The organism is Pseudomonas fluorescens (genome assembly GCF_001902145.1).
Classification (GTDB): Bacteria; Pseudomonadota; Gammaproteobacteria; order Pseudomonadales; family Pseudomonadaceae; genus Aquipseudomonas; species Aquipseudomonas fluorescens_BV.
This window is the reverse complement of record NZ_MRST01000021.1, coordinates 146,693-173,692: the sequence shown is the minus strand read 5'-3', so window position 1 is coordinate 173,692 and position 27,000 is coordinate 146,693. Positions and strand designations below refer to the sequence as shown.

General features: G+C 61.0%; 24 protein-coding genes. 11 read left to right on the top strand and 13 right to left on the bottom strand.

Translation table 11 applies throughout. The annotated features are described in order from the left end of the window. Positions 1 to 7 precede the first annotated feature (7 nt). The 3 genes from rssC to BUE92_RS09410 form a co-directional block, all read right to left on the bottom strand. Entirely contained in the window at positions 8 to 490 is a 483-nt protein-coding gene (gene rssC, locus BUE92_RS09425; protein ID WP_003172602.1) for an anti-sigma factor antagonist RssC, read from the bottom strand. Continuing rightward, entirely contained in the window at positions 490 to 1,671 is a 1,182-nt protein-coding gene (gene rssB / locus BUE92_RS09420; protein WP_073523319.1) for a two-component system response regulator RssB, read from the bottom strand. Before rssB ends, rssC begins: the two co-directional genes overlap by 1 nt. Before the next feature lie 332 nt (positions 1,672 to 2,003). Continuing rightward, positions 2,004 to 2,693 (bottom strand): MlaA family lipoprotein, encoded by a 690-nt coding sequence (locus tag BUE92_RS09410; protein ID WP_073523318.1) that lies wholly within the window; start codon positions 2,691 to 2,693, stop codon positions 2,004 to 2,006. 195 nt (positions 2,694 to 2,888) lie between these two features. On the opposite strand from BUE92_RS09410, the gene BUE92_RS09405 reads away from it, so the two are divergent. Then, positions 2,889 to 3,497 carry a phosphatase gene (locus BUE92_RS09405; protein WP_073523317.1) on the top strand — a complete coding sequence of 203 codons (609 nt, stop codon included), beginning with the start codon at positions 2,889 to 2,891 and terminating at the stop codon, positions 3,495 to 3,497. 111 nt (positions 3,498 to 3,608) lie between these two features. Then, positions 3,609 to 3,875: a DUF4404 family protein gene (locus tag BUE92_RS09400; protein WP_014717525.1), complete on the top strand. Its 267-nt coding sequence runs from the start codon at positions 3,609 to 3,611 to the stop codon at positions 3,873 to 3,875. 152 nt (positions 3,876 to 4,027) lie between these two features. Here BUE92_RS09400 and queF read toward each other — a convergent pair whose 3' ends face one another. Continuing rightward, positions 4,028 to 4,858, bottom strand: a complete 831-nt coding sequence (gene queF, locus BUE92_RS09395; RefSeq protein WP_073523316.1) for an NADPH-dependent 7-cyano-7-deazaguanine reductase QueF — start codon at positions 4,856 to 4,858, stop codon at positions 4,028 to 4,030. 66 nt (positions 4,859 to 4,924) lie between these two features. Next, positions 4,925 to 5,446: a copper-resistant cuproprotein CopI gene (gene copI, locus BUE92_RS09390; RefSeq protein WP_073523315.1), complete on the bottom strand. Its 522-nt coding sequence runs from the start codon at positions 5,444 to 5,446 to the stop codon at positions 4,925 to 4,927. A 261-nt stretch (positions 5,447 to 5,707) separates the two neighbouring features. Here copI and BUE92_RS09385 point away from each other — a divergent pair, with 261 nt between their 5' ends. After that, the gene (locus tag BUE92_RS09385) at positions 5,708 to 6,388 is read left to right on the top strand and encodes a heavy metal response regulator transcription factor (protein WP_073523314.1); all 681 of its coding nucleotides are present in this window, start codon (positions 5,708 to 5,710) and stop codon (positions 6,386 to 6,388) included. Beyond that, positions 6,385 to 7,731 (top strand): heavy metal sensor histidine kinase, encoded by a 1,347-nt coding sequence (locus tag BUE92_RS09380; RefSeq protein WP_073523313.1) that lies wholly within the window; start codon positions 6,385 to 6,387, stop codon positions 7,729 to 7,731. The genes BUE92_RS09385 and BUE92_RS09380 overlap by 4 nt, the downstream gene beginning before the upstream one ends. A 102-nt stretch (positions 7,732 to 7,833) precedes the next feature. On the opposite strand, the gene BUE92_RS09375 is transcribed toward BUE92_RS09380, so the two are convergent. Genes BUE92_RS09375 through BUE92_RS09365 form a run of 3 tightly spaced genes read right to left on the bottom strand, consistent with a single transcriptional unit; the run spans position 7,834 to position 11,080 of the window. Further along, a complete protein-coding gene (locus tag BUE92_RS09375) occupies positions 7,834 to 9,078 on the bottom strand; it encodes a lipoprotein-releasing ABC transporter permease subunit (RefSeq protein WP_073523312.1) in 1,245 nt (414 codons plus the stop codon). A gap of 60 nt (positions 9,079 to 9,138) precedes the next feature. After that, positions 9,139 to 9,822 carry a lipoprotein-releasing ABC transporter ATP-binding protein LolD gene (gene lolD / locus BUE92_RS09370; protein WP_019818240.1) on the bottom strand — a complete coding sequence of 228 codons (684 nt, stop codon included), beginning with the start codon at positions 9,820 to 9,822 and terminating at the stop codon, positions 9,139 to 9,141. Positions 9,823 to 9,829: 7 nt separating this feature from the next. After that, positions 9,830 to 11,080, bottom strand: a complete 1,251-nt coding sequence (locus tag BUE92_RS09365; protein WP_073523311.1) for a lipoprotein-releasing ABC transporter permease subunit — start codon at positions 11,078 to 11,080, stop codon at positions 9,830 to 9,832. Positions 11,081 to 11,174: 94 nt separating this feature from the next. Between BUE92_RS09365 and BUE92_RS09360 the strand changes: the two genes are divergently transcribed. Together BUE92_RS09360 and BUE92_RS09355 are read left to right on the top strand one after the other, a co-directional pair. After that, positions 11,175 to 11,753 carry a PilZ domain-containing protein gene (locus BUE92_RS09360; RefSeq protein ID WP_073523310.1) on the top strand — a complete coding sequence of 193 codons (579 nt, stop codon included), beginning with the start codon at positions 11,175 to 11,177 and terminating at the stop codon, positions 11,751 to 11,753. A gap of 44 nt (positions 11,754 to 11,797) precedes the next feature. Next, entirely contained in the window at positions 11,798 to 12,520 is a 723-nt protein-coding gene (locus tag BUE92_RS09355) for a glycerophosphodiester phosphodiesterase (protein WP_014717518.1), read from the top strand. A 42-nt stretch (positions 12,521 to 12,562) separates the two neighbouring features. On the opposite strand, the gene sthA is transcribed toward BUE92_RS09355, so the two are convergent. Together sthA and BUE92_RS09345 are read right to left on the bottom strand one after the other, a co-directional pair. Continuing rightward, positions 12,563 to 13,957 (bottom strand): Si-specific NAD(P)(+) transhydrogenase, encoded by a 1,395-nt coding sequence (gene sthA, locus BUE92_RS09350; RefSeq protein ID WP_003189670.1) that lies wholly within the window; start codon positions 13,955 to 13,957, stop codon positions 12,563 to 12,565. 382 nt (positions 13,958 to 14,339) lie between these two features. After that, positions 14,340 to 15,803: a glyceraldehyde-3-phosphate dehydrogenase gene (locus BUE92_RS09345; protein ID WP_032873405.1), complete on the bottom strand. Its 1,464-nt coding sequence runs from the start codon at positions 15,801 to 15,803 to the stop codon at positions 14,340 to 14,342. Between the two features lie 340 nt (positions 15,804 to 16,143). Here BUE92_RS09345 and mfd point away from each other — a divergent pair, with 340 nt between their 5' ends. From mfd to BUE92_RS09330, 3 genes are read left to right on the top strand one after another with little or no spacing between them, the layout of a single operon-like run. After that, positions 16,144 to 19,593, top strand: coding sequence for a transcription-repair coupling factor (gene mfd / locus BUE92_RS09340; RefSeq protein ID WP_073523309.1), 3,450 nt, complete (start codon positions 16,144 to 16,146; stop codon positions 19,591 to 19,593). An 11-nt stretch (positions 19,594 to 19,604) separates the two neighbouring features. Beyond that, positions 19,605 to 20,171, top strand: coding sequence for a CsiV family protein (locus BUE92_RS09335; protein WP_073523308.1), 567 nt, complete (start codon positions 19,605 to 19,607; stop codon positions 20,169 to 20,171). Positions 20,172 to 20,180: 9 nt separating this feature from the next. Continuing rightward, positions 20,181 to 22,871 (top strand): DEAD/DEAH box helicase, encoded by a 2,691-nt coding sequence (locus BUE92_RS09330; RefSeq protein ID WP_073523307.1) that lies wholly within the window; start codon positions 20,181 to 20,183, stop codon positions 22,869 to 22,871. 101 nt (positions 22,872 to 22,972) lie between these two features. Here BUE92_RS09330 and nagZ read toward each other — a convergent pair whose 3' ends face one another. Together nagZ and BUE92_RS09320 are read right to left on the bottom strand one after the other, a co-directional pair. Continuing rightward, positions 22,973 to 23,983, bottom strand: coding sequence for a beta-N-acetylhexosaminidase (gene nagZ, locus BUE92_RS09325; RefSeq protein WP_073523306.1), 1,011 nt, complete (start codon positions 23,981 to 23,983; stop codon positions 22,973 to 22,975). A 135-nt stretch (positions 23,984 to 24,118) separates the two neighbouring features. Continuing rightward, positions 24,119 to 24,826 carry a TetR/AcrR family transcriptional regulator gene (locus BUE92_RS09320; RefSeq protein ID WP_073523305.1) on the bottom strand — a complete coding sequence of 236 codons (708 nt, stop codon included), beginning with the start codon at positions 24,824 to 24,826 and terminating at the stop codon, positions 24,119 to 24,121. A gap of 263 nt (positions 24,827 to 25,089) precedes the next feature. Here BUE92_RS09320 and lexA point away from each other — a divergent pair, with 263 nt between their 5' ends. Together lexA and sulA are read left to right on the top strand one after the other, a co-directional pair. Further along, positions 25,090 to 25,698 (top strand): transcriptional repressor LexA, encoded by a 609-nt coding sequence (lexA, locus tag BUE92_RS09315; protein WP_003172575.1) that lies wholly within the window; start codon positions 25,090 to 25,092, stop codon positions 25,696 to 25,698. Positions 25,699 to 25,708: 10 nt separating this feature from the next. Then, entirely contained in the window at positions 25,709 to 26,182 is a 474-nt protein-coding gene (gene sulA / locus BUE92_RS09310) for an SOS-induced cell division inhibitor SulA (protein ID WP_005786162.1), read from the top strand. Positions 26,183 to 26,219: 37 nt separating this feature from the next. Here the strand turns inward: sulA and BUE92_RS09305 are convergent, their stop codons facing one another. Next, entirely contained in the window at positions 26,220 to 26,456 is a 237-nt protein-coding gene (locus BUE92_RS09305; RefSeq protein WP_073523304.1) for a hypothetical protein, read from the bottom strand. Between the last annotated feature and the right edge of the window lie 544 nt (positions 26,457 to 27,000).

Below are 27,000 nucleotides of genomic sequence, written 5' to 3'. Positions count from 1 at the left end.
CTGGAGGTCAGTGGCGCTCGAGGGCGTTGACGAGGTCGTGGAAGGCTTCGCGGTTGGACTCATTCAAGCCCATCAGGATTTTGTGCGCTTCCAGCACCTTGACCCGCACCACTTCCTCGGACTGGTCCTGGGACGGCAGGTCGGTCAGGCACTCAGGGCACGGGATCGGGCGGTCAACGATGTTGAACACCTGGTCAAAACCCATGGACTGCAACAGACGGGTGATGTCTTCGTGGGTGGTGACCACGGTCGGCAACAGGCCGACCTTCTGCCGCGACAGAATGGACAATTTGGCCAACAGGCCCAGGGTGGTGCTATCGATGCTGCGCGTTTCGGTCAGGTCGATCACGATCGCCGAGAAGTTCAGCGCTGTGAAGATCCGCTCGATCGTCGCATCCAGGGCCGAACACAAGGTCAGGCGCACTTCACCGACAAATTTCAGGACGAAGGTCCCGTCTTGCTCGGCGAATTGGATTCTTCCGGTACTCATCAAAGATTCCTGCTCAACACCAATAGGGCGATATCATCCGGCATCTCCCCTAGCGTGGCCAATCCAAAAACCTGCCGCAGGCCATCCAGGCTGCCGCCCGCCGACTTGACCTTTTGGGGCAAGGCGGCTTCTTTCTCTTTGAGTGTAGGCTCTGGAAGAAGGTCCAGAATACCGTCAGACATCAGCGTCAGGCTGAAGGTCGGCGGCAGTTCCAGGATGTGGTCTTCGTAGGTGGCTTCGTTAAACAAGCCTACGGGCAGGCCACGCCCTTCCAGGTAGCGCACACTGTCAGGAGTGTACAAAACAGGCATCGGCAGGTGACCGCCAATGCTGTAGGTCAAAAGACCGGTTTCTTCGTCGATCACGCCGCCCACCATCGTCACGTGCTTGCCCAGCTTGCAGCTGATCAGGCCCCGGTTGATGTGGCCCAGCACCTCGGAGGGGGTGAACTCCGGCAAGGTGCCATTGCGCTTGGACTCGAACAACAACCGTGTGGTCATGAACTTCAACAACACGGTGACAAAAGCCGAAGACGCGCCATGGCCGGACACGTCGGCCAGGTAGAACGCCACACGTCGCTCGTCCACACGGAAATAGTCGACAAAATCACCCGACAGGTACAACGACGGGATGATCTGGTGGGCGAACTTGAATTCGTCGGTGGTCCAGGGGCTGACCGGCAGCATGTTCATCTGCACCTGGCGACCGGCGTTCTGGTCTTCCTGGAGCAGGTTCAGGCTGGCTTCGAGTTCGCGGTTGGCGGTCTCGAGCTTTTCGCGGTAGCGCTGGTTCTCCACGAGCAGGCGTGCACGGTCCAGGGCGCGGCGCACCGAGTGCTCCAGCACGGCCAGGTCTTCCAGGGGCTTGATCAGGTAATCGGCGGCGCCCAGGCGCAAGGCTTCAACGGCGTCGTTCATGACCCCGGCACCGGACACGACAATCACCGGCGTTTGCGGGGCAAGGTCGGTCACCTGGCGAATCAGCTCCAAGCCGCCCATCTGGGGCATGCGCAGGTCGCAGATCACAAGGTCGGGCTTGTCGCGCTCGAATACCTGGAGACCCTGTTGGCCATTACTGGCCTGCAGGACGCTGAAGCCACTGTCTTCCAAATAGGCCGCGAGGCTCGCGCGCACTACTTCGTCGTCATCGATTATCAGCAGCGTGGCACTGGTTTTTTGCATGTGGGCAAACGGCGCCAGAATTAGGTTGGCGTAGGCGGCTCGGCAATGGCCGGGCTCACGTACTGGATTCGCTTTCTAGCCTCTCTGTCCTACAAAGCATTGGGATTTGGCCCATGCACAACGGTAAAGCAGAGGTGCCCTTCTAAGGCGCAGACGGTACTCCCATCCGTGAGGGGTTTCAAGCTCATGCCGATGGTCGCCGGGCGTCTTTACACCGCAAATCACCGGGAGTTATAAGAACCGTCTCGACCACAACGCAAAGTAAGGTTTAGACAGGCATAAAAAAGGCGACCATCAGGAGGTCGCCTTATTTCATTTCAAGATGTCACAGCTTAAAAGTCATCAACGACCTTGCCGTCCTTGACCTTGAACTCGCGGTTCTGCAGGTAAGCGTTACGAATGAAGGTGTACTTGTCGCCAGTGATCAGCTTCTCGCTGTCGAGCAGGCTGGCACGCACGTCGACGACGTTCAGGCCGAAGGTGCTGTTACGCCAGCCGATGTCGTTCATGTAGCGGTACGGTTGGGTGTAGCTGTCGACATATTTGGACGGCGCATCACGCAAGGTGCTTGGGCCCAGCAACGGGATCATCACGTAGGGACCGCTGCCCACACCCCAGTAGCCGAGGGTCTGGCCGAAGTCTTCATCGCTGCGCTGCAGCCCCATTTTGGTGCCGACGTCGATAAAGCCGAGTACGCCAAATGTGGTGTTGACCAACAAGCGGGCGGTGTCGACGCCTGCATTGTGCGGCTTGAGTTGCAGCACATTGTTGGCCAGGTTGCCGACATCGCCGATGTTGCGGAAGAAGTTGTGAACGCCGTCCTGCACAAATTGTGGGGTGACGAACTGATAGCCCTGGGCGATCGGCTTGAGGGCGTAGGTATCAACGGTGTCGTTGAAGGTGAAGATCGGGCGGTTGACGCTTTCCCAGGGATCATCTTCCGACGCGGCCTGGGCGGCGAACGGTGCCAACAGGATAGTGGCACACACCGACAGCTGAGCGAAGTATTGGCTCCAGCGCATAGCTTTTGCTCCTTGAATGGTCTGTCATGGGCGCTATGCCCTGAATAAGGCCGTCAGTATATGACGGAAGTGTTCGTTTAGGCAGCCACAACGAAACGACTTACCTAAAATGAACAAAATTCCTACAAATATCGACAGTGTCATCCCCTTGTCATAGCGCCCCGATAACGTGGTTGCTATTTCAGGGACGTTCAGATGCCACACGCCGAGATTGCCGTCGCCGCCGCCCCCTCGTTGACCGCCGTGTTATTTGGCCTGAGTGGCTGCCTGGTGGATTTTGGTTCCCTGGCGCGCGCAGACTCCCCTTGCGCCGACGCCGAGGCCACGCCGGGCGCATTGAAAATCCTGCGCAGCCTCAAAGAACAAGGCGTGCCCTGCGCCTGGCTGGACGAACTGCCTCCCGCCGTGACCGCGCCACTCTGCGCCGGCCTGCCTGGCTGGCTCAAGGCCGCCTCGCCCTCCTCCATTCGCTGGCCCGCGCCCCACGCCTGCTGGCAAGCCTTGATGGAGTTGAACATCCAACGCCTGGAAGGCTGCGTACTGGTCAGCGGCGAGCCGCGCCTGCTGCAATCGGGCCTGAATGCCGGCTTGTGGACCATCGGCCTGGCCTCCTGCGGTTCGCTCTGCGGCCTGTCGCCCCAGCAATGGCAGGCGCTGACCGATCAGCAACGCGAACACAAGCGCGGCAAGGCCACGGTGGCGCTCTATGGCCTGGGCGTGCACTCGGTGATCGACCACCTCGGCGAACTCGGCACCTGCCTGGCCGACATCCGCCTGCGCCAGCTCAAGGGCGAGAAGCCCTGATCGAGATCATGCACGGTTGGCCCCAGTGGATTAATCTACAGGTCAGCCCGTAGACCTTTCGCGGTACGCCGCGGTCTATGCCAGTGCCTATCGATAAAAGGAAAGAACGTCATGCCTGATCGCGAGAAGTTACAACAGCAGGCCGATATTGTGCGTGAGCAACTGGAGAATCATCCCGAGTTGCCCGCCGAGAAACGTCAAGCATTGGAAGAGTTGATCGCCAAGTTCGAAGTCCAGTTGGAAATGGAACCGGCCACCCAGACGCCCAGCATCGCTGACGATGTGAACCGGGCAGTGGAAGGTTTTGAACTGGACCATCCAGGCATTGCCGGGACGTTGCGCAATATCGTGCTGACCCTGGGCAATATCGGCATCTAACCCAAGCCCAAGCCGAACACAAAACCAAATGTGGGAGCTGGCTTGCTCGCGAATGCGGTGGATCAGTCAGCTCATGTGTAACTGATCCACTGCATTCGCGAGCAAGCCCGCTCCCACACAAGCCCCTCCCACATTGAGTTTTGTGTACAGGCTTACTGACGCGCCAGCCGCACGTTCAGGAACTGGGTGTTCTCAGTGCTGCGGTAAGGATTGATATCCAACCCACCCCGGCGTACATACCGCGCATACACGGTCAACTTCTCCGGCTTGAGCAAGCGCTGCAAGTCCAGGAAGATCCGCTCCACACACTGCTCATGAAAGTCCGAGTGCTGGCGAAAGCTGACGATATATTCCAGCAGGCTGGCGTGATCCAGCGCCGCACCACGGTATTCCACCACCACGCTGCCCCAGTCAGGCTGACTGGTCACCGGGCAGTTGGATTTGAGCAGGTGGCTGTGCACGCTCTCCTCCACCACGCGCGAATCATCGCAACGCAGCAGTTCCGGGCGCGGGTGTTCGTAGCTGCTGACGTTGATATCCAGGCCGTCAATGCACACGCCCGGCAACGCCATCACGCCTTCTGCCTCAATGTCGGCCAGGCTGCGAATACGCACACTCACTGGCTTGCCGGCCGCAAAGCTGAGGTCGGTGCGCAAGGTGGCTTCAAGGCTTTGCGTATCAGCAAACGCGGTCTGGTTCAGCGAGTTGAGGTACAGCTTGAACGACTTGGACTCGATGATGTTCGGCGAGTCGGCCGGAATGCTGAACTCACCGATGGCTACCACCGGCTTGCCCGAGGGCAACAACCAGGACAGTTCGAAGCAGTTCCAGAAATCCACGCCCTTGTACGGCAGGGTCTCGGCGCTCAGGCCCAGTTCGGCCCACTTGGCGGCGCGTGGAATCGGGAACAACAACGAAGGCGTATAGGTAGAGATGTATTCACTGGACTTGCCCAGCGGCGAATGTTCGGCTGCGGGATGCATGGCGGAAACCTGGCTAAATAAACCGCGCCAGTCTACCAGCCTTTGCCCCCGCCCTTAACAAACGCCTCACTCAACGGTCAGTTTGCCGACCATGCCCGCCTGGTAATGCCCTGGAAGGTTGCAGGCAAATTCCAGGCCCGTGGCCTTGGTGAAGGTCCAGGTCAGTTCGGCAGTCTTGCCCGGCTCCACCAAGACACTGTTGGGATCGTCGTGCTTCATGCCGCCCATGTCGCCGTGGCCCATGGCGCTGTGGTCCATCTTGCCCATGCCAGTGGCGGTGAGCATGCCGCTGGCTTGCATCTGCAGCATCTCTTTCTGGTGGGCGGCATGCATCGCTGCGTCGCCCAGGTTGAATTCGTGAAGCAACTGGCCTTTGTTGACCAGCACGAAGCGCACGGTTTCACCGGCCTTTACGTCCAGGTTCTTGGGCTCGAAGGCAATGTCCTGGAGGGTGACTTCCACGGTACGCGTGGCCTTGGCTGCCGGAGCCGGCTGGCCGAACGCGTAACCATGAGCCGCATCCGCCAGCGCATTGAAGCTCAACACCAACAAGCAACCCGCCGTTAACAGGGATGTACGCAACGCCATTTCTCACGCTCCAAAAATAGGTGACCAGCTTGGGCCGCACTTTAAGATAGCCTCGCTGCCAGCCAGCTGACTGCTAGATTACAACTTTGTCAGCTTGCGCCCATACCCTGAAACCCAAGGTATAAAGCCCGATGTTTTTTGTAGGAGCGAGCTTGCTCGCGAAGGGCTTGAGCACAACACGTTAAGCCAGACAGCCCGCGTTATCGTTGACGTTTTTCGCGAGCAAGCTCGCTCCTACATAGCACCTATTAAGAGCCCGATATGAAACTGCTGATCGTCGAAGACCAACCCAAAACCGGTCATTACCTGCGCCAGGGCCTGGCCGAAGCGGGCTTTACCACCGAACTGGTGGCCGACGGCACCAGTGGCCAGCACTTGGCGCTGACGGGCGACTATGACTTGTTGATCCTCGACGTGATGCTGCCCGGCCGCGACGGCTGGCAAATCCTGCAGGCGGTGCGCAGTGCCGGCCTGGACATCCCGGTGCTGTTCCTCACCGCTCGCGATGCCGTAGAAGACCGAGTACATGGCCTGGAGCTGGGCGCCGACGACTACCTGGTCAAACCCTTCGCCTTTTCCGAACTGCTGGCGCGGGTTCGCACCTTGTTGCGCCGTGGCAGCAGCACGCCGCAGGAGACCACGCTGCAACTGGCCGACCTGAGCCTGGACTTGATCCGCCGCCGCGTCGAGCGCAGCGGCCAGCGCCTCGACCTCACCGCTAAGGAGTTCGCCCTGCTGGAACTGCTGCTACGCCGCCAAGGGGAAGTGCTGCCCAAGACGCTGATCGCTTCCCAGGTGTGGGACATGAATTTCGACAGCGACACCAACATCATCGAAGTCGCCATTCGCCGCCTGCGCCTGAAAGTCGACGACAATTTCCCCAATAAGCTGATCCACACCGTGCGCGGCATGGGTTACGTGCTGGAGGAACGGTTCACGTGATCAAGCGCCTGTCCCTGACCAGCCGCCTGGCGCTGCTGTTTGCCGCGTGCACGGCGGTGGTCTCGTTAGTCGCCGGGGTGTTGTTCAACCAGGCCAGCGAGGCGCATTTCATGGAGCTGGACCAGCAACAGCTCGAAAGCAAACTGGTGGCCCTGCGCAGCACCTTGCAGGGTGTGGCCTCACGGCAAGACCTCGCCCAGCGAACCCCTCAACTGCGCGCCGAACTCGATCACCAGCCCGACCTCACCTTGCGCATCACCGGGGCGGGTCAACGTTGGCTGGACGGCGCGCCCAACCTTAGCTTGCCCCAGGCGCCCGGCCTGCATAGCCTGCAGCAGGCGGGCACCGACTACCGCGTATTCATCGCACCCTTGACGCCCAGCCAACTGGATTCGCCACAGCTGACCCTGATCCTCGACATCACCCACCACCAGCACTTTCTGCAACGCATGCAACGCTTGATCTGGCTGACCGTCGGTCTCTCGGCCCTGGCCACCGCCCTGCTCGGCGCCTGGGCCGCACGCAGTGGGTTGCGACCGCTGCGGCGCATGGGGGAAGTGGCCGCCAGCGTCTCCGCCCACTCCCTCACGCAACGCTTACCCCAAGCACAAATGCCGGTGGAACTGGCGGAACTGGCCCAGGCCGTCAACGCCATGCTGGCCCGCCTGGACGACGCGTTCCAGCGCCTGTCTGCCTTTTGCGCCGATATCGCCCACGAGCTGCGCACACCGCTGTCCAACCTGCTGACCCAGACCCAAGTCATCCTCACCCAGCCACGCCCGCTGGAGGATTACCGCGAGGCGCTGCACAGCAACCTGGAAGAGCTGCAATGGATGGCGCAACTGGTCAACGACATGCTTTACCTGGCCAAAGCTGACCACGGCTTGCTGATGCCCAGCCGTGAAGCCCTGGACCTGGGCGATGAGGTCGACGCACTGTTGGAATTTTTTACCCTGCTGGCGGAGGATGCGCAGGTGACGCTGGTGCGCGAAGGCGCCGCTCAGACGATGGGCGATCGCGGCATGTTGCGCCGTGCCCTGTCGAACTTGCTGGATAACGCGCTGCGGTTTACCCCACCGGGCGGTCAAGTGCGGGTGCGGATAGAGCGTGGCGTGACACTGACGGTTGAGAACACCGGGGAAGGCATTCCTGCGCCGTTACTACCGCGGCTGTTTGACCGTTTCTACCGAGCCGACCCGTCAAGGCGTGCCGGCAGCAGTGAACATGCGGGGCTGGGGTTGGCGATCACCCAGTCGATTGTGCGGGCGCATGGCGGGAGGATTTATTGTGAGTCGCAGGCAGGCTGGACCCGGTTTGTGATTGAGTTGCCCAAGGGAGATTGATGCAAGCTGGGCCGGCCCTATCGCAGGCCAGCTCCCACAATTTGAACTGTGAATACATTCACAATGTGGGAGCTGGCTTGCCTGCGATAGCGGTCTTAAAGGTTACGAATACCTGAGGGCGTGCGCCGGCTCAATCTTCGCCGCCCGATACGCCGGGTAAATCGTCGCCAGGAAGCTCAACACAAACCCCGCCGAGCAAATCAGCAACACATCCCCGCCTTGCAGCTCCGAAGGCAGGTTGCTGACAAAATACACATCCGAACTGAAGATATGCTGCCCGCTCACCCGCTCCAGCCAGCCCACCAGTTCACTCACGTTCAGCGCCGCAACCACCCCCAGTACACCTCCGATCAAGGTGCCGACCACGCCAATCACGGTGCCCTGCACCATGAAGATCGCCATGATCTGCCGAGGTGTGGCGCCGATGGTGCGCAGGATGGCGATGTCCGCGCCCTTGTCGTTCACCACCATGATCAAGGTGGCGATGATGTTGAACGCGGCGACGGCGACGATCATCAGCAACAGCAGGCCGATCATGGTCTTTTCCATTTTCATCGCGCTGAACAGGCTGCCCTGGGTGTGGGTCCAGTCATCGGGCTTGTAAGCCGCACCCAGGCTGGCGGCGATATCTGCCGAGACTTTGGGCGCTGCATACAGGTCCTTCACCGCCAGGCGCACGCTTTGCACCTGGTTGGGCTGCCAATGCTGGATTTCAGCGGCGTCGGCCATGTGGATCAGGGCCATGGAGCCATCCAGCTCGGCGCCGACCTTGAAGATGCCCACCACATTCAGGCGCTGCATGCGCGGGGTGATGCCGCCCGGCGCGCTGCTGAGTTCCGGCACGATCAGGGTCAGTTTGTCACCCACGTTCAGGCGAAAACGCCGCGCAGTAATATCACCGACCACCACACCGAACTCGCCGGGTTTGAGGTCGTCGAGTTTGCCGCGCACGATGTGCTGAGCCACGATCGACACCTTGCCTTCCTGGGCCGGGTCGACGCCGCTGATCTCGATCGGCTGCATCGCGCCCTTATAGGAAAACATGCCATCCATCTGGGTGAAGGGCACAGCGGCGGTGACTTGCGGATTCTTCATCGCAGCGGCGGCCACCGGCTGCCAATCATCAATCGGCTTTACGCCGACGATGGTGGCGTGGGGCACCATGCCGAGGATGCGCGAGCTCATTTCACGCTGAAAGCCGTTCATCACCGAAAGCACCACGATCATCGCCAGTACGCCCAGGGCGAGGCCGATCATCGAGGTCATCGAGATAAACGAGACAAAACGGTTGCGGCGCTTGGCGCGGGTATAGCGCGTGCCGATAAAAATCGATAACGGTCTGAACATTCGCGGGCACCGTTGGAAAAATGAAAAAGCCCGGCCTCAAAAAACCGGGCTTGCAACAGGTCAGATAGCGACCAGATGACCTTCCTGCAAATGCAGTACGCGGTCCATCTGCCGGGCCATGCTCATGTCATGGGTCACCACCAGGAACGCGGTGCGCATCTGGGTGCTCAACTCCAGCATCAAGTCCTTGATGCCCTGGGCGGTGTGGGAGTCGAGGTTGCCGGTCGGCTCGTCGAGCATCACCAGGCCCGGGTTGTTCACCAGGGCACGGGCAATCGCCACGCGCTGGCGCTCACCACCGGACAACTCCGCTGGCTTGTGCTCCAGGCGATGGCCGAGGCCGACGCGCTCGAGCAAGGCAGTGGCACGCTGACGCGCTTCAGGAATCGCGGTCTTGCCGATCAACAGCGGCATGCACACGTTTTCCAGGGCGGTGAATTCCGGCAGCAAGTGGTGGAACTGGTATACAAAGCCCAACGAGCGGTTGCGCAGTTGGCCGCGGGCCTTTTCATTCAAGGCCGACAGCTCTTCACCGGCCAGCCATACGCTGCCCTGGGACGGCGTATCGAGGCCGCCCAACAGGTTGAGCAAGGTACTTTTGCCGGAACCGGAACTGCCGACGATCGCCACGCGCTCGCCAGGGTGCAGTTCAAGCTGCAGGTTGGACAGCACCACCACCGATTCCGGGCCTTCCTCGTAGGATTTGCCCAGGTTGCGGCAGCTCAGGATTGCTTTTTCACTCATGCCCGATTCACTCATAACGTAATGCCTGTGCTGGCTGGGTACGTGCCGCGCGCCAGGCTGGATACAGGGTGGCAAGGAAGCTCAGGACCAACGCGGCGCCGCCCACCATCAGCACGTCCTGGGTTTGCACCTGGGACGGCAAGTAGTCGATGAAGTAGACGTCGGCGTTGAGAAACTTGTGGCCGATCACTTTTTCAAGCAGGGCGATGGCGGCGCTGACGTTCAGCGCGGCCAGAATGCCCACCGCCGTGCCGATCAAGGTGCCGACCACGCCGATCACAGTGCCCTGCACCATGAAGATCGCCATGATCTGCCCCGGCGTGGCGCCCAAAGTACGCAGGATGGCGATGTCGCCCTTCTTGTCGTTCACCACCATCACCAGCGTGGAGATGATGTTGAAGGCCGCCACGGCGACGATCAGCAGCAACAGCAGGCCGATCATGGCTTTTTCCATGCGGATGGCCTGGTACAGGTTGCCGTGGGAGCGGGTCCAGTCGCGGGCGTAGTACTCGGTCTCACCCAGGTGCTGGGCAATTTCCCAGGCGCCGCGCGGGGCGTCGAACAGGTCGTTGAACTTCAGACGCAGGCCCTGCACCTGGTCGGGCTGCCAGCGATGCAGGCGGGCCAGGTCGGTGAGGTTGGTCAAGCCGATGTAACCGTCGATTTCGCCAGCGCCGACGTGGAAGGTGCCCACCACGGTAAAGCGCTTCATGCGCGGGAACATGCCGGCCGGGGTCACGGTGACTTCCGGGGCGACGAAGGTCAGCTTGTCGCCAACCCCCACGCCCAGCTTGGCCGCGGCCTTGTCACCGATGACGATGCCAAAACTGCCGGGCGCCAGCTCGTCGAGCTTACCTTGCAGCATGAACTTGTCGATGATCGAGACGTTGCGCTCCTGGGCCGGGTCGATGCCGTTGAGCAGGATCTTCTGCACTTTGCCGTCGTTGGTCAGCAACCCCTGCATCTGGGTAAACGGCGCTACCGCTACCACCTTGGGGTTCTGCTTGACCCTGGCGGCCAGGCTTTGCCAGTCGTTGATGGGCGCATCGCCCTCGATGGTCGCGTGGGGCACCATGCCCAGCACGCGGGTGCGCATCTCATGATCGAAGCCATTCATCACCGACAGCACCACGATCATCACGACCACGCCCAGGGCGAGACCGATCATCGAGGTCAGGGAAATGAACGACACAAAATGATTGCGACGCTTTGCACGGGTATAACGCGTGCCAATAAATACGAAGAGAGGTCTGAACATGTCGGGGCTTGTTCGGAGGAAAAGAAGACGTCCCGGTGGCGGGGTCTGGTCAGCAGCTTTACACTCAGACCATTACCGTTACCTGGGGTTCGCCATGTCGACATTAGATGAAGAAGAGCGCCGCGAATACTACCGTATCGACGACATGATCGCACTTCAAATCAAACCCCTGTCTGGCCCCGACGCGGCGAGCAAGGAAGTGTTGCTGGATGATTCGCCGCTGTTCAATTTGCTCAGCGAACTGCACCTGAGCGAATTCGAAGCCCAGCACCTGCTGCGCCAGATCAGCGAGAAAGACCGCAGCCTGGCGGCCTTCCTCAAAGTGCAGAACAAGCGTCTGGATCTGCTCAGCCAGGTCATGGCCCGCGGCTTGCTCAACGAGGTCGGCGCGCCACAACCGGTGATCCTCTCCGAGGGCGGCATCGACTTCCAGCACCCGACGCCGCTGGCTCCCGACACTCACCTGGCAATCAAGCTGGTGCTGATGCCCCAGGCGCTCGGCCTGTTGCTGCGCGCGCGGGTGACCCATTGCGACCCCAAGGGCGACGGTTTTGATGTGGGCACGGAGTTCGAATCCATGACCGATGCCCAACGCCAACTGCTGGCGCGCTATATCCTGCAGAAACAGGCCCAGGAACGCCGCCTGGCGCGCGAACAAAGCGAAGACCTCTGAATGCGTATTCACGACGCCAGCCATCCTGGCGCAAAGGAGCAACTGTGACCCTGATTTACGGCCACCGCGGTGCCAAAGGCGAAGCACCGGAAAATACCCTGACCAGCTTTCAGGAGTGCCTCAAGCACGGCGTACGCCGCTGCGAGCTGGACTTGCACCTGTCCATGGACGGCGAGTTGATGGTCATCCACGACCCGACCCTCAAGCGCACCACCGACCGGCGCGGCAAGGTCGTCGAGTACTCGGCGGCTGATCTGGTGAAAATGGACGCGCGCAAAGGCGGCCCAGGCTGGGTAAGCCCCTGCCCGATTCCACGCCTGGAGGAGTTGTTCGAACAGTGCGACTTCGATCACTGGCAACTGGAAGTCAAAAGCGCCTCGCGTACCCGTGCCGCCACCACTGTGCTGGCGATTCGCGAAATGGCGGTGCGCTTTGGCTTGATGGACAAGGTCACGGTGACGTCAAGCTCGCGGGAAGTGCTCAAGGCCGCCGTGGAACTCACCCCGGACCTGTCACGCGGGCTGGTCGCCGAATACGCCTGGCTCGACCCGCTGAAGGTCGCGCAGAACTACGGCTGTGAGTATTTGGCATTGAACTGGACGCTGTGCACTCCCGAGCGGCTGGAAAAAGCCCAGCGCCAGGGCTTGCATGTGTCCGTGTGGACAGTCAACGAACCTGCGCTGATGCGCAGGCTCGCCGACTTCGGCGTAGATAGCCTGATTACAGACTTTCCCGGTTTGGCCACTGCCACCCTCGAGAATTACTGAAATCGGTCTCCCCGGCCGGCTCAGGCCACCGGCCGGAGCCGCTCAAAAAAGCCGGTTGAGGCCGTCGTAGGCCGCTACCCGATAGGCTTCGGCCATGGTCGGGTAGTTGAAGGTGGTGTTGACGAAATACTTGAGAGTATTTTGCTCACCTGGCTGGTTCATGATCGCCTGGCCGATGTGCACGATCTCCGAGGCCTGGTAGCCGAAGCAATGCACGCCGAGTACTTCCAGGGTTTCGCGGTGGAACAGAATTTTCAGCATGCCTTGCGGCTCACCGGCAATCTGCGCACGCGCCATGCTCTTGAAGAACGCCTTGCCCACTTCGTAAGGCACCTTGGCCTTGGTCAGTTCGTGCTCGTTCTTGCCGATGGAGCTGATCTCGGGAATCGTGTAGATCCCGGTCGGCACGTCGTTCACGTAGCGCCAGCTGCCATTGTCGACAATGCTGCCAGCGGCCGAGCGGCCCTGGTCATGGGCGGCACTGGCCAGGCTTGGCCAGCCGATCACGTCACCGGCGCCGTAGATGTTCGGCACGCAAGTGCGGTAGTTCTCATCCACTTCGATCTGGCCACGGCTGTTGACCTTGACCCCGATGTTTTCCATGCCCAGCTTGTCGGTGTTGCCGGTACGGCCGTTGCACCACAGCAAGGCGTCGGCCTTGATCTTCTTGCCGGACTTGAGGTGCAGGATCACCCCGTTGTCCAGGCCTTCGACCCGCTCGTACTCCTCGTTGTGGCGCACGGTGATGTTGTTGTTGCTGAAGTGGTAGCTCAACGCCTGAGAGATTTCCGAGTCGAGGAAGCTGAGCAATTGGTCACGGTTGTCCACCAGTTCCACCAATACACCCAGGCCGCTGAAGATCGAGGCGTATTCGCAGCCGATCACGCCGGCACCGTAGATGATCAGTTTGCGCGGGGTGTGGCCCAGGCTGAGGATGGTGTCGCTATCATAGATGCGCGGGTGGTGGAAATCGATGTCCGCCGGGCGATACGGGCGCGAACCGGTGGCGATGATGATGTGCTTGGCCACCAGCTTCTCGACCACGCCATTGGCACAGACCACTTCGACGGTTTGCTCGTCGGCGAAGCTGCCGGTGCCGAAGAACAGGTCGACGCGGTTACGGGCGTAGTAGCCGGTACGCGAAGCGACTTGCTTGGAGATGACTTTTTCGGCGCTTTTCAACACGTCCGGGAACGAGAACCAACGCGGCTCACCAATGGCCCGGAACATCGGGTTGGTATTGAACTGCATGATCTGGCGCACGGAGTGACGCAACGCCTTGGACGGGATGGTACCCAGGTGGGTGCAGTTACCGCCGACCTGGCGACGGCTATCGACCATCGCCACCTTGCGCCCTGCTTTGGCAGCGTTCATCGCCGCGCCTTCACCAGCCGGGCCGGAACCCAATACCACCACGTCGTAGTTGTAGACAGCCATGCGTACTCCTCAGAACAGGCCAGGCGTACGGTTGGACGCCGGGCTAAATCATGCCGCGGCCAGCGGTCATGAAGGACAATTTGGCTCAAGTGTGTGAACCGGGGCACAGTCTATAGAAGGCCGAGCGCCGCGAACATTAACCCTTGGTCGCGTCACAGGCCAGTCCATCCTGCTGGAAATACGTGCAACAGTCACCTATGCATCGACTGCACCACCGCCTTCGCGAGCACGCCCGCTCCCACATTTGACCGAGTACATCTTGAAGAAACGCGATCAAATGTGGGAGCGGGCTTGCTCGCGAAGAGGCCCTCCCAGACAACACAACCCCCCAGTCATGAGAAAGCCCCGAACCAGTCGGGGCTTTCTCATTCAGCCCAAAGGCTTAGCGCGGAAACGCAGGCGGGTTGACCCCAGCCATGTCTTCCATCACGCGAACCACCTGGCAGCTGTAGCCGAACTCGTTGTCGTACCACACGTACAGCACAACACGGTTGTCCTGGGTGATGGTCGCTTCGGCGTCCACCACACCAGCATGGCGCGAGCCGACGAAGTCGGTGGAGACCACTTCCTGGGAATTGACGAAGTCGATCTGCTTATGCAGGTCGGAGTGCAGCGCCATGTAGCGCAGGTACTCGTTCATCTCTTCACGGGTGGCGGCTTTCTCAAGGTTGAGGTTGAGAATGGCCATCGACACGTTCGGCGTCGGTACACGGATCGCGTTACCAGTCAGCTTGCCGGCCAGTTCAGGCAGGGCTTTGGCAGCGGCAGTGGCAGCACCGGTCTCGGTGATCACCATGTTCAACGCGGCGCTACGGCCACGGCGATCGCCCTTGTGGAAGTTGTCGATCAGGTTCTGGTCGTTGGTGTACGAGTGAACGGTTTCAACGTGGCCGTTGACGATGCCGAACTTGTCATTCACAGCCTTGAGCACCGGCACGATGGCGTTGGTGGTGCAGGACGCGGCGGACACGATCTTGTCGTCAGCGGTGATTTCAGCGTGGTTGATGCCGTGCACGATGTTCTTGAGCTTGCCCTTGCCAGGCGCGGTCAGCACCACGCGGTCGACACCCGGGCATGCCAAGTGCTGGCCCAGGCCCTCGGCATCACGCCATACGCCGGTGTTGTCCACCAGCAGGGCGTTCTGGATGCCGTACTGGGTGTAATCCACCTCAGTCGGGTTCTTCGCGTAGATCACCTGGATCAGGTTACCGTTGGCGGTGATGGTGTTGTTTTCTTCGTCAATGGTGATGGTGCCATTGAACGAGCCGTGTACCGAGTCGCGACGCAACAGGCTGGCGCGCTTGGTCAGGTCGTTCTCGGCGCCTTTGCGCACCACGATGGCACGCAGGCGCAGGCCGTCGCCGCCACCGGTTTTCTCGATGAGGATGCGCGCCAGCAGGCGGCCGATACGGCCAAAGCCGTACAACACCACATCGGTGCCTTTGCGGGCGGCAGCGTTTTGCTGGCCAACCACATCGGCCATTTCTTCACGCACGAACTGCTCGGCGGTGCGGCCAGCGCCTTCCTTGCGGAATTTGTAGGCCAACTTGCCCAGGTCTACCGAAGCCGCGCCGAGCTTGAGCTCGCTCATGGCTTTGAGCAGTGGGAATGTTTCGTGGACGGAGAGTTCGCTGTCGTCGGCGGAGCGATGGCGCGCAAAGCGGTGGGCTTTGAGAATCGCGATGACAGACTGGTTGATCAGGCTGCGGCCATAGATCGAGCTCACCACATTGTTATTGCGGTACAGCTGACCGATAAGCGGAATCATCGCTTCAGCGAGTGCTTCACGGTCGATCCATTCACCAAGACACTGGTCGGGCTTCTGAGTCACGGGAACCTTCCACATGTAGGGGCAGAAAAAAGGGGCTACATTATGTCGCCCGACTGAGCGTTGAGCAATGCGCGAAGGGCAACAAAAAGCCCTTGCAAAAAAATACCACCGCGCTACAGCCCAGGAAACACGCGGGTTCCAGAAGGCCACTAGTTTGACGAGCAGGCCGACTTGTCCGTAACCCTCCTAAACATTCGCGCATTTTGGCACTACATATTGAGTCAAAACCCGCCATTGTTTGTCTTAGCCACTACATTTCCTGCAAACCGTAATAGGCACAGTCAGCAACTGACAGGCGGCACCTGGGGCCGTTACAATTACCGACTTTGTCGCAACGCTTGGAGCTCAACCTTCCGTGCCCGTTCTGCGTCTACCGCTACTCCCTGCCGCGGCAGGTAAACAGCACTGGGGCAACCTGCCCGGTGCCGCCCTGAGCCTGGCCATTGCCGAGGCTGCCAGCGCAGCCAAGCGCTTTACCCTGCTGCTCACCGCCGACAGCCAAAGTGCCGAACGGTTGGAGCAGGAGCTGAGCTTCTTCGCCCCGGATTTGCCGGTGCTGCATTTTCCCGACTGGGAAACCCTGCCCTACGACCTGTTCTCGCCGCACCAGGACATCATCTCCCAGCGCATCGCCAGCCTGTACCGCTTGCCGGAACTGGCCCACGGCGTGCTGGTGGTGCCGATCACCACCGCCCTGCACCGCCTGGCACCGACCAAGTTCCTGCTCGGCAGCAGCCTGGTGCTGGACGTGGGCCAGAAGCTTGACGTCGAGCAGATGCGCACGCGCCTGGAAGCCAGCGGCTACCGCTGCGTCGACACGGTGTACGAGCACGGTGAGTTCGCGGTGCGCGGCGCGTTGATCGACCTGTTCCCGATGGGCAGCAAGTTGCCGTATCGCATCGACCTGTTCGATGACGAGATCGAGACGCTGCGCACCTTCGATCCGGAGAATCAGCGCTCCATCGACAAGGTCGACTCGATCAAGCTGCTGCCGGCGCGTGAGTTCCCGCTGCAAAAAGACGCGGTAACACGCTTCAAGGCGCGCTTTCGTGAGCGCTTCGATGTCGACTTCCGTCGCTGCCCGATTTTCCAGGACTTGAGCAGCGGGATTACACCTGCCGGTATCGAGTACTACCTGCCGTTGTTCTTCGACGAGACCTCCACCCTCTTCGACTACCTGCCCCAGGACACCCAGGTGTTCTCGCTGCCGGGTATCGAACAGGCGGCGGAAAACTTCTGGAACGACGTGCGCAACCGCTATGAAGAGCGCCGCGTCGATCCGTCCCGGCCTTTATTGCCGCCATCTGAACTGTTCCTGCCGGTTGAAGACTGCTTCGCGCGCCTGAAAAACTGGCCGCGTGTGGTCGCCAGCCAGCAGGACGTGGACGCCGGCAGTGGCCGCGAGCGTTTCCCGGCGAGCGCGTTGCCCGATTTGGCGATCCAGGCCAAAGCCACGCAACCGCTGGAGGCGCTGTCGAACTTCCTCGGTGACTTCCCGGGCCGCGTGCTGTTTACCGCCGAATCCGCCGGGCGCCGCGAAGTGCTGCTGGAGCTGCTGGAGCGCCTGAAGCTGCGGCCAAAAACCGTCGACAGCTGGCCGGATTTTGTCGCCAGCAAAGAGCGCCTGGCGATCACCATCGCGCCGTTGGACGAAGGGCTACGCCTGGATGACCCCGCACTTGCCTTGATCGCCGAAAGCCCGCTGTTCGGCCAACGCGTGATGCAGCGTCGGCGCCGTGAAAAACGCGCCGACGCCAACAACGACGCGGTGATCAAGAACCTCACCGAGCTGCGCGAAGGCGCGCCGGTGGTGCATATCGACCACGGTGTCGGCCGCTACCTGGGCCTGCAGACCCTGGAGATCGACAACCAGGCCGCCGAATTCCTCACCATGGAATACGCCGAGGGCGCCAAGCTCTACGTGCCGGTGGCCAACCTGCACCTGATCGCCCGCTACACCGGCAGCGACGACGCCTTGGCGCCGTTGCACCGCCTGGGCTCCGAGACCTGGCAGAAAGCCAAGCGCAAGGCCGCCGAACAGGTGCGCGACGTGGCCGCCGAACTGCTCGACATCTATGCCCGCCGCGCCGCCCGCGAAGGCTATGCGTTCGCCGACCCGAAAGCCGACTACGCCACCTTCAGCGCCGGCTTCGCCTTCGAAGAAACCCCGGACCAGCAAACCACCATCGAAGCGGTGCGCGCCGACATGCTCGCGCCCAAGCCGATGGACCGCCTCGTGTGCGGCGACGTCGGCTTCGGCAAGACCGAGGTGGCGATGCGCGCTGCCTTTATTGCGGTGCACGGCGGTCGCCAGGTGGCGATCCTGGTGCCGACCACCCTGCTCGCCCAACAGCACTACAACAGCTTCCGCGACCGCTTTGCCGACTGGCCGGTGACCGTGGAGGTGATGAGCCGCTTCAAGTCCGCCAAAGAAGTGAATGCCGCCGTCGCCGATCTGGCCGAGGGCAAGATCGACATCGTCATCGGTACTCACAAGCTGCTGTCGGACGATGTGAAGATCAAGAACCTGGGCCTGGTGATCATCGACGAAGAACACCGTTTTGGTGTACGCCAGAAAGAACAGCTCAAGGCCCTGCGCAGCGAAGTCGACATCCTCACCCTCACCGCCACGCCGATTCCGCGCACGCTGAACATGGCCGTGTCGGGTATGCGCGACCTGTCGATCATCGCCACGCCACCGGCGCGTCGCCTGTCGGTGCGCACCTTCGTGATGGAGCAAAACAAGAGCACGGTCAAGGAAGCCCTGCTGCGCGAACTGCTTCGCGGCGGCCAGGTGTATTACCTGCACAACGATGTGAAAACCATCGAGAAATGCGCCGCCGACCTCGCCGAACTGGTGCCGGAAGCCCGTATTGCCATCGGCCACGGACAGATGCGCGAACGCGAACTCGAACAGGTGATGAGCGACTTCTATCACAAGCGCTTCAACGTGCTGATCGCCTCGACCATCATCGAGACCGGCATCGACGTGCCGAGCGCCAACACCATCATCATCGAGCGTGCCGACAAGTTCGGCCTGGCGCAGCTGCACCAATTGCGCGGCCGCGTCGGGCGCAGTCACCACCAGGCCTATGCCTACCTGCTCACACCGCCGCGCCAGCAGATCACTTCCGATGCGGAAAAACGCCTGGAAGCGATCGCCAATACCCAAGACCTCGGGGCCGGCTTTGTATTGGCCACCAACGACCTGGAAATCCGTGGTGCCGGTGAATTGCTCGGCGACGGCCAGAGCGGGCAGATCCAGGCGGTGGGTTTCACGCTGTACATGGAGATGCTCGAGCGCGCGGTGAAAGCCATCCGCAAAGGCGAACAACCGAACCTCGACCAACCCTTGGGCGGCGGCCCGGAGATCAACCTGCGCTTGCCGGCGTTGATTCCCGAAGACTACCTGCCGGATGTGCATGCACGGTTGATTCTGTACAAGCGCATTGCCTCGGCGGCCGACGAAGAAGGCCTCAAGGACTTGCAGGTAGAGATGATCGACCGTTTCGGCCTGCTGCCGGAACCGACCAAGAACCTGGTGCGCCTGACCCTGCTCAAGTTGCAGGCCGAGCAGTTGGGCATCAAGAAAGTCGACGCCGGGCCGCAAGGCGGGCGTATCGAATTCGAAGCGCAAACGCCGGTCGACCCGTTGGTGCTGATCAAGCTGATCCAGGGCCAGCCCAACCGCTACAAGTTCGAAGGGGCTACGCTGTTCAAGTTCATGGTGCCGATGGAACGCGCCGAAGAACGCTTCAACACCTTGGAGGCGCTGTTTGAACGCCTCATTCCGAAATCCGTTTAAGGACGCCCCCCATGCGCGTGTTCCGCATTTTGAGCCTGTTGTTGGTGGTACTCGCACCTTCGGCCTTTGCCGACAGCCTGTATCAGGTGGAAATGATCCTGGTGCGCCAGAATGCAGAACCGGTGATCAACAGCCGCGCCGCCCCGGAAAACTGGGATGCGGGAGCGCCGCGCCTGGGTGAGCGGATGAGCCCGCCGCGCCTGGGTAATATCGTCGACAAGCTGCGCGCCGACGCCAACTACACGGTGCTCGCCCACAAGGCCTGGGAACAGAACCTGGGCGAGCAACCGGTGAAGGTGGCGATCACCGACGGCCAGGAGCAATTCGGCCAGTTCCCTATCGAAGGGGTGTTGAGCCTGCAACTGGGGCGCTTTACCGATATCGACGCGGATTTCTGGATCAACCAGTTCGACGGCAACGGCAGTGTGATTGCCAGCGAACACTTGAGCCAGACAGACGTGCGCACCAAGAACAACCAGCTCAACTACCTGGATGGCGGCCACCTGGCGCTGCTGATCAAGATCACCTCGCTGACCGCCAAGCCACCCAGCGCACCACCGCCCGACCTTCAGGACTGATTGCGCGCCATGCCCCTGACGTCGTCATTGACCAAACCCCTGGCCCCTTCATGGGCCAATCGCTTTAAAGAGCAAAGCCTCGAGCGCGGGCGGCGCTACGCCCTGGAAAACCGCGTGCGCATCGTCGAGTGCGGAGACAGCACCATCACCGCCAGTTGCGAAGGCTCGGGCGGCAACGTTTACCGCCAGACCATCTCACTGCGCGAATCGGCCAAGGGCCTGCTGATCCTGGTGGACAGCCGCTGCACGTGCCCGGTGCACACCAACTGCAAACACATCGCGGCGGTGCTGCTCAAGGTCCAGGAAACCCTGGCCTACCCGGCAGCGGCCCAGGATGCGCAACTGCTGGAAAAGCTCCAGGCGGTGCTGGATAACCGCGTAGTCCTGCCGCAGGTGCTGATGGACGACGTGCAACCGGTGCCACGCTTGTGGCTGGCCAGTGTGGAGTTCAGCGCGTTCGAGCCGCGCAACGGCAAGATGCAGCGCTATATCCAGCACCGTGCGGCGCTGTCGTTCAACTACCTGGGCAACTATGTCAGCGGGCAAAAAAATGCCGACATCATTGTGCGCCAGGAGACGCAGAGCCTGCGGATCAAGCGCCAACCCGAGCAAGAGCAGGCCTATCGCGAACACCTGCGCCTGCTTGGCTTCAAGATCGCCACGCGCCAGAGCAAGGCCCTGCCGGAAAGCGCCGGCGAGCTATTCGAAATGGTCAATGACAGTGCCTGGCTGAACTTCACCCTCAATGTGTCGCCCACTTTGCGTGCCGAGGGCTGGGAGCTGCAGATCGACGAGGACTTCGGCTTTGACCTGAGCCCCGTCGATGACTGGTATGCCACGGTCGATGAAGGGCCGGAACGCGATTGGTTCGACCTGGAGCTGGGCATCATCGTCAACGGCGAACGCTTGAGCCTGTTGCCGATCCTGCTGAACCTGATGCGCTCTCACACCGAGATCCTCAACCCGGAGAAACTCGCGCGGCGCCGCGATGAAGAGCTGATCCTGGTAAACATCCCCGGCCTGCCCAACGGCCACGGCCCGCTGCAAGTGGCGCTGCCCTATGGCCGCTTGAAGCCTGTACTGGCGACCCTCGGCGAGTTTTACCTGCAGGAAGCCGGCACCACCGCGCTGCGCCTGGCCAAGGCCGACGCCATACGCCTCAACCCGCTGGAAGACCTGCCACTGCAATGGGAAGGCGGCGAGAAGATCCGCAACTTCGCCCAGCGCCTGCGCGATATCAAGGATTTCACCTGCGTGGCGCCCGAAGGCCTGAATGCGACCTTGCGCCCCTATCAGCTGGAAGGTTTGAGCTGGATGCAGTCGCTGCGCCAACTGGAGGTGGGTGGGATACTTGCGGATGACATGGGCCTGGGTAAAACCTTGCAGACCCTGGCGCATATCCTCACCGAAAAAATCGCGGGGCGCCTTGATCGGCCGTGCATGGTCGTGATGCCTACCAGCCTGATCCCGAACTGGCTGGATGAAGCCGCGCACTTCACCCCGCAACTGCGGGTGCAGGCTCTGTACGGCGCAGGGCGCAAGAAACACTTCGCCAACCTGAATGACTACGACCTGCTGCTGACCACCTACGCCCTGCTGCCCAAGGACATTGAACAGCTCGCCGCCCTGCCCTTGCACGTCTTGATCCTCGATGAAGCGCAGTACATCAAGAACCCGTCCAGCAAGGCAGCCCAGGCCGCACGCGAGCTGAATGCCCGCCAGCGCTTGTGCCTGAGCGGCACGCCTTTGGAAAACCACTTGGGAGAGCTGTGGTCGCTGTTCCACTTCCTGCTACCGGGCTGGCTGGGCGATGTGAAGAGCTTCAACCGTGATTACCGCGTGCCGATTGAAAAGCGTGCCAGCGAGGTGCGATTGCAGCACCTCAACGGTCGGATCAAGCCCTTCCTGCTACGCCGTACCAAGGAACAAGTGGCAACCGAACTTCCACCCAAGACCGAGATTATCCACTGGGTCGACCTCAACGAGGCCCAGCGCGACGTATACGAAACCATGCGCCTGGCCATGGATAAAAAGGTCCGCGACGAGATCACCCGCAAGGGCGTGGCCCGCAGCCAGATCATCATCCTTGAAGCGTTGCTCAAACTGCGCCAGGTGTGCTGCGACCTGCGCCTGGTCAACGACGCCACCCTGCCCGCGCGCGGCAGCAGTTCGGGCAAGCTCGACAGCCTGATGGACATGCTCGACGAGCTGTTTGCCGAAGGCCGCCGGATTCTGCTGTTCTCACAGTTCACCTCGATGCTGAGCCTGATCGAGGCCGAACTGAAAAAACGCGGCATTGCCTACGCCTTGCTGACCGGCCAGACCCGGGATCGGCGCACACCGGTGAGGGATTTTCAGAGCGGCAAGCTGCAAATCTTTCTGATCAGCCTGAAGGCCGGCGGCGTGGGCTTGAACCTGACCGAAGCCGACACGGTTATCCACTACGACCCCTGGTGGAACCCGGCCACGGAAAACCAGGCCACCGACCGCGCGTACCGCATCGGGCAGGAAAAGCCGGTGTTCGTGTACAAGATGATTGCCCGAGGCACGGTGGAGGAGAAAATCCAGCACCTGCAGAAGGAGAAGTCCGATCTGGCGGCGGGTGTGCTGGATGGGCGTACGACAGGGGATTGGCAGTTGGGTAACGAGGAGATTGAGGCGTTGTTTGCGCCGTTGCCCAATAAGCAAGAAAAGCGCTGACTGTTAGGCCGCCTTCGCGAGCAAGCCCGCTCCCACACCTGAATGTATTCACAAATCAAAATGTGGGAGCTGGTTTGCCTGCGATGGCCGGGGCGCGGTCTTCAGCCGATCAACTGCGCATCACGCAACGCAGTAAGCGCTGTCAGCCAACGCGGGTCCTGCTTATAGTCCGTCGACGCAACCGCCTGGCCGCGCATACGCGCAATCCGCGCCGATGGCGTGACCTTCATCCGCTGTGCTGCACTCAGCGCCAGCTCGGCCGCCGCACGGTCATTGCACACCAAGCCCATGTCACAGCCGGCGGTCAGCGCCGCTTCGATCCGACTGGCCGCATCGCCGACCACATGGGCGCCAGCCATGGACAGGTCATCGCTGAAGATCACCCCGTCGAACTGCAACTCACCGCGCAGGATGTCCTGCAACCAGCGGCGTGAGAAGCCGGCGGGCTGGCTGTCAACCTGCGGGTAGATCACATGCGCAGGCATCACTGCCGCCAGTTGCTTGCTCAGGCGTGCGAAAGGCACCAGGTCGTTGGCGCGAATCTGTTCCAGGCTGCGCTCGTCATTGGGAATGGCGACGTGGGAATCGGCCTCGGCCCAACCATGGCCAGGGAAGTGCTTGCCGGTGGCGGCCATGCCGGCGCTATTCATGCCACGGATAAATGCACCCGCGAGCACGGCAGCGCGCTCGGGGTCGCCTTCGAAAGCACGGGTACCGACCACGGCGCTGCGTTGGTAGTCGAGGTCCAGCACTGGGGCAAAACTCAGGTCCAGGCCCACCGCCAGCACCTCGGTGGCCATGATCCAGCCGCACTGCTCAGCCAGGTATTCAGCGTTGGGGTTATCTGCCAGCGCACGCATGGCCGGCAGGCGCACGAAGCCTTGACGCAGACGCTGTACGCGGCCGCCTTCCTGGTCCACGGCCAGCAGCAGGTCCGGGCGCACTGCGCGAATGGCTGCGCTCAATTCGCGAACCTGGCGTGGGTGCTCGATATTGCGCGCAAAAATGATCAGGCCGCCCACTTCCGGTTGGCGCAACAGATGACGATCCTCGGCCGTGAGCCAGGTACCGGCGACGTCGACCATCAAAGAACCTTGCAGGGCAGCAGTCATAAACCTTCCTTAAATAACGCACACAACCCATCGTCCCTGCCAGGCACGGCAAGGACGACGGGTTGCGAATAAATAGCTGAAATCGGCATGGCGGCTAGCTTAGCGGATGCAAGCGGCCGCGCCCACCCGCAGCGATCAAACCTTGGCGGCGAGCGGTACGGTTTTGCTGCGGGGGCGCAACTGGGCGGCGGCCATGGCCGGGTCGGTGACGCCGGTTTCGGCGCGCATGCCAGCGGCAAGGAACGGCACCATCAGGCGCATTACCTGCTCGATGGAGGTGTTCACACCGAAATCGGTCTCGGCAATTGCTCGCAATGCTTTGATACCGGACATGCTGAAAGCCGCGGCGCCGAGCATGAAATGCACGCGCCAGAACAGTTCGATAGGCGGAATACGCGGCGCCGCTTCGTTGACCAGCAGCATATAGCGGCGGAACACCTTGCCGTACATGTCCTCCAGGTAACGGCGCAAGTGACCTTGGCTCTGGCTGAATGCCAGGCCCAGCAGGCGCATGAAGATCGATAAATCGTTGCCGCTGCGGGGCTGCACGACCAACGCTTGTTCCACGAGGATTTCCAGCAGGTCTTCCAGGCTGGGCTTGTGATCGGCCTTGGCCTGGCGGCGTTCCAGCTCACGGTCGAGGCTTGCGCAGAACGGGCCCAGAAAGCGTGAGAACACCGCCTGGATCAGGGCTTTTTTAGAGCCGAAATGGTAATTCACGGCGGCCAGGTTGACCCCAGCCTTGCTGGTGATCAGCCGCAATGAAGTTTCAGCAAATCCTTTTTCCGCGAACAATTGCTCGGCAGCATCGAGAATGCGTTCAACGGTTTCCGACTGGGCCATGGCTACTCCGCCTGACAAACACTTGTTTGAAACATACGTTTCAGAGTGTGTCTTGTCAAGCCTGCGGGTCCGCTTTGCGGCTGGTCGGTCATCTGTTTCATCGCTATTTAATCATATCCTCGCAGCTCTGTAGGCAGCGCCGCTCCTGCCCTGTAGGACGGCTGACGGATGACCGTCCAGCGGAGCCGCCAAAAAGGATGATTGCCAAGCGCAGTTCACTGTATATAATCCCAGTCACTGTATAAAAAGACAGAGCGATCAACATGCTAAAACTGACGCCACGCCAAGCTGAGATTCTGGCTTTTATCAAGCGCTGCCTTGATGACAATGGTTACCCGCCTACCCGTGCGGAGATTGCCCTGGAATTGGGGTTCAAGTCCCCGAACGCCGCCGAGGAACACCTCAAGGCCCTCGCTCGCAAAGGGGCGATCGAGATGACTCCGGGTGCTTCACGGGGTATTCGCATCCCTGGCTTCGAAGCCAAGGCCGACGAGTCGACATTACCGATCATCGGTCGCGTCGCCGCCGGTGCGCCGATCCTGGCGCAGCAGCACGTCGAGGAATCCTGCAACATCAACCCGACCTTCTTCCATCCTCGCGCCGACTACCTGTTGCGTGTGCACGGCATGAGCATGAAGGACGTGGGCATCTTCGACGGCGACCTGCTGGCCGTGCATACCACCCGCGAAGCCCGCAATGGCCAGATCGTCGTTGCCCGTATCGGCGACGAGGTCACGGTCAAACGCTTCAAGCGCGAAGGCAGTAAGGTCTGGCTCCTGGCCGAAAACCCTGAGTTTGCCCCGATCGAAGTCAACCTGAAAGACCAGGACCTGGTGATCGAAGGCTTGAGTGTCGGCGTCATTCGCCGCTAAAGGAGGCATCATGCAGCTCGTGCACACCCCACAACACACACAACTGTCGCTGTTCGAGGCCTTCATGGCCCAACCCCTTGCGCCAATCCTCAAGGAAACGGTCGAAGCCCCCTGGGGCGGCGAACCTGAGGCGTTCAGTGAATTGTCGTTGCGCGGTGCGGCTGAGAGCTGCCTGAACCTGCTGGCACCTATCCTGCGCGAGTTGAGCGAAGATCAGGACGCCCGCTGGCTGACATTGATCGCCCCGCCCGCCAGCCTCACCCAGGCCTGGCTGCGGGACGCCGGACTCAACCGCGAGCGTATCCTGTTGCTGCAACCACGCGGCGCACAAAGCGCCCAGCAGCTAACCTGCGAAGCCTTGCGCTTGGGCCGTAGCCATACGGTGGTGAGCTGGTTGAACCCGCTGAATGCCAGCGCCAAGCAACAACTGATCAGCGCTGCGCGCACGGGTGATGCACAGAGTTTGAATATTCGATTGGGGTAATGATGGGCGCGCCACAGAAGCAGCCTTCACGAAGGACTCAGTGAAGAACGCGCGGCCCTTCTTCTTCTTTCTCCGGCTCGCCTTCGGCAAGGCGACCTGCCATCTGCACGCCCACGCTCAACATGGCTTTAGCCACTTCGACGTGCTGGCCTTGCAGGAAGACCTTGGCGTCTTCGGAGAAATCCAGAATAACCAGAGAACCCTCGTCCTCCGCCCGGCGCAGTTCGATTCGGCCGTCAGGCAGTTCAACAATTTCCAGAAAGGACGTTGGCATAAAAGTCTGTTCTCCACGAAAGGCCTGGGATTATATCAGTCATCCACCCAGCCTCGCAGGGGATATGGACAGGTTTGTTTACGGCGTGATGAATGGTGACCTAGGGAACACGCTTCTCTGTGTGGGAGCTGGCTTGCCTGCGATGGCGGAGTATCAGCGAATAACCAGCAAACTGACCCAACGCTATCGCAGCATAAGTACCTATACAACTTTGCAGGCTGAAGCAGCCAACGGTAACCACGATGCGAAGCGAGCCGCTCTTGATCTGCTTTTGATCTCAGGCGCCCCGTTAAACCACGCTGGCCGAACGCAGGCTTGAATTCGTGGGTAACCCGGCAGGACGCCGGGTTAGCCGCCCCGCGCCATGGATGGCGCGTGGCGGCGGCCCACGGATTCAAGACTGTGTTCGGGCACACCGAGCCTAGGCGAGGTGCCGAGTGGTGGGGCAAGAGCGCTTTGGTTACTTTCGCGCTTTTCGAAAGTGACCCGCCGTCAGGCGGAACCCTAAGTGGCCGTTACCGCAGGAATGGATATGTACTCGGTA

Excerpts from the sequence above, each read along its gene's own strand:
- rssC (WP_003172602.1), bottom strand. The coding sequence starts at position 490 with ATGAGTACCGGAAGAATCCAATTCGCCGAGCAAGACGGGACCTTCGTC.
- rssB (WP_073523319.1), bottom strand. The coding sequence starts at position 1,671 with ATGCAAAAAACCAGTGCCACGCTGCTGATAATCGATGACGACGAAGTA.
- BUE92_RS09410 (WP_073523318.1), bottom strand. The coding sequence starts at position 2,693 with ATGCGCTGGAGCCAATACTTCGCTCAGCTGTCGGTGTGTGCCACTATC.
- BUE92_RS09405 (WP_073523317.1), top strand. The coding sequence starts at position 2,889 with ATGCCACACGCCGAGATTGCCGTCGCCGCCGCCCCCTCGTTGACCGCC.
- BUE92_RS09400 (WP_014717525.1), top strand. The coding sequence starts at position 3,609 with ATGCCTGATCGCGAGAAGTTACAACAGCAGGCCGATATTGTGCGTGAG.
- queF (WP_073523316.1), bottom strand. The coding sequence starts at position 4,858 with ATGCATCCCGCAGCCGAACATTCGCCGCTGGGCAAGTCCAGTGAATAC.
- copI (WP_073523315.1), bottom strand. The coding sequence starts at position 5,446 with ATGGCGTTGCGTACATCCCTGTTAACGGCGGGTTGCTTGTTGGTGTTG.
- BUE92_RS09385 (WP_073523314.1), top strand. The coding sequence starts at position 5,708 with ATGAAACTGCTGATCGTCGAAGACCAACCCAAAACCGGTCATTACCTG.
- BUE92_RS09375 (WP_073523312.1), bottom strand. The coding sequence starts at position 9,078 with ATGTTCAGACCGTTATCGATTTTTATCGGCACGCGCTATACCCGCGCC.
- lolD (WP_019818240.1), bottom strand. The coding sequence starts at position 9,822 with ATGAGTGAAAAAGCAATCCTGAGCTGCCGCAACCTGGGCAAATCCTAC.
- BUE92_RS09365 (WP_073523311.1), bottom strand. The coding sequence starts at position 11,080 with ATGTTCAGACCTCTCTTCGTATTTATTGGCACGCGTTATACCCGTGCA.
- BUE92_RS09360 (WP_073523310.1), top strand. The coding sequence starts at position 11,175 with ATGTCGACATTAGATGAAGAAGAGCGCCGCGAATACTACCGTATCGAC.
- sthA (WP_003189670.1), bottom strand. The coding sequence starts at position 13,957 with ATGGCTGTCTACAACTACGACGTGGTGGTATTGGGTTCCGGCCCGGCT.
- BUE92_RS09345 (WP_032873405.1), bottom strand. The coding sequence starts at position 15,803 with ATGTGGAAGGTTCCCGTGACTCAGAAGCCCGACCAGTGTCTTGGTGAA.
- BUE92_RS09335 (WP_073523308.1), top strand. The coding sequence starts at position 19,605 with ATGCGCGTGTTCCGCATTTTGAGCCTGTTGTTGGTGGTACTCGCACCT.
- BUE92_RS09330 (WP_073523307.1), top strand. The coding sequence starts at position 20,181 with ATGCCCCTGACGTCGTCATTGACCAAACCCCTGGCCCCTTCATGGGCC.
- nagZ (WP_073523306.1), bottom strand. The coding sequence starts at position 23,983 with ATGACTGCTGCCCTGCAAGGTTCTTTGATGGTCGACGTCGCCGGTACC.
- BUE92_RS09320 (WP_073523305.1), bottom strand. The coding sequence starts at position 24,826 with ATGGCCCAGTCGGAAACCGTTGAACGCATTCTCGATGCTGCCGAGCAA.
- lexA (WP_003172575.1), top strand. The coding sequence starts at position 25,090 with ATGCTAAAACTGACGCCACGCCAAGCTGAGATTCTGGCTTTTATCAAG.
- sulA (WP_005786162.1), top strand. The coding sequence starts at position 25,709 with ATGCAGCTCGTGCACACCCCACAACACACACAACTGTCGCTGTTCGAG.
- BUE92_RS09305 (WP_073523304.1), bottom strand. The coding sequence starts at position 26,456 with ATGCCAACGTCCTTTCTGGAAATTGTTGAACTGCCTGACGGCCGAATC.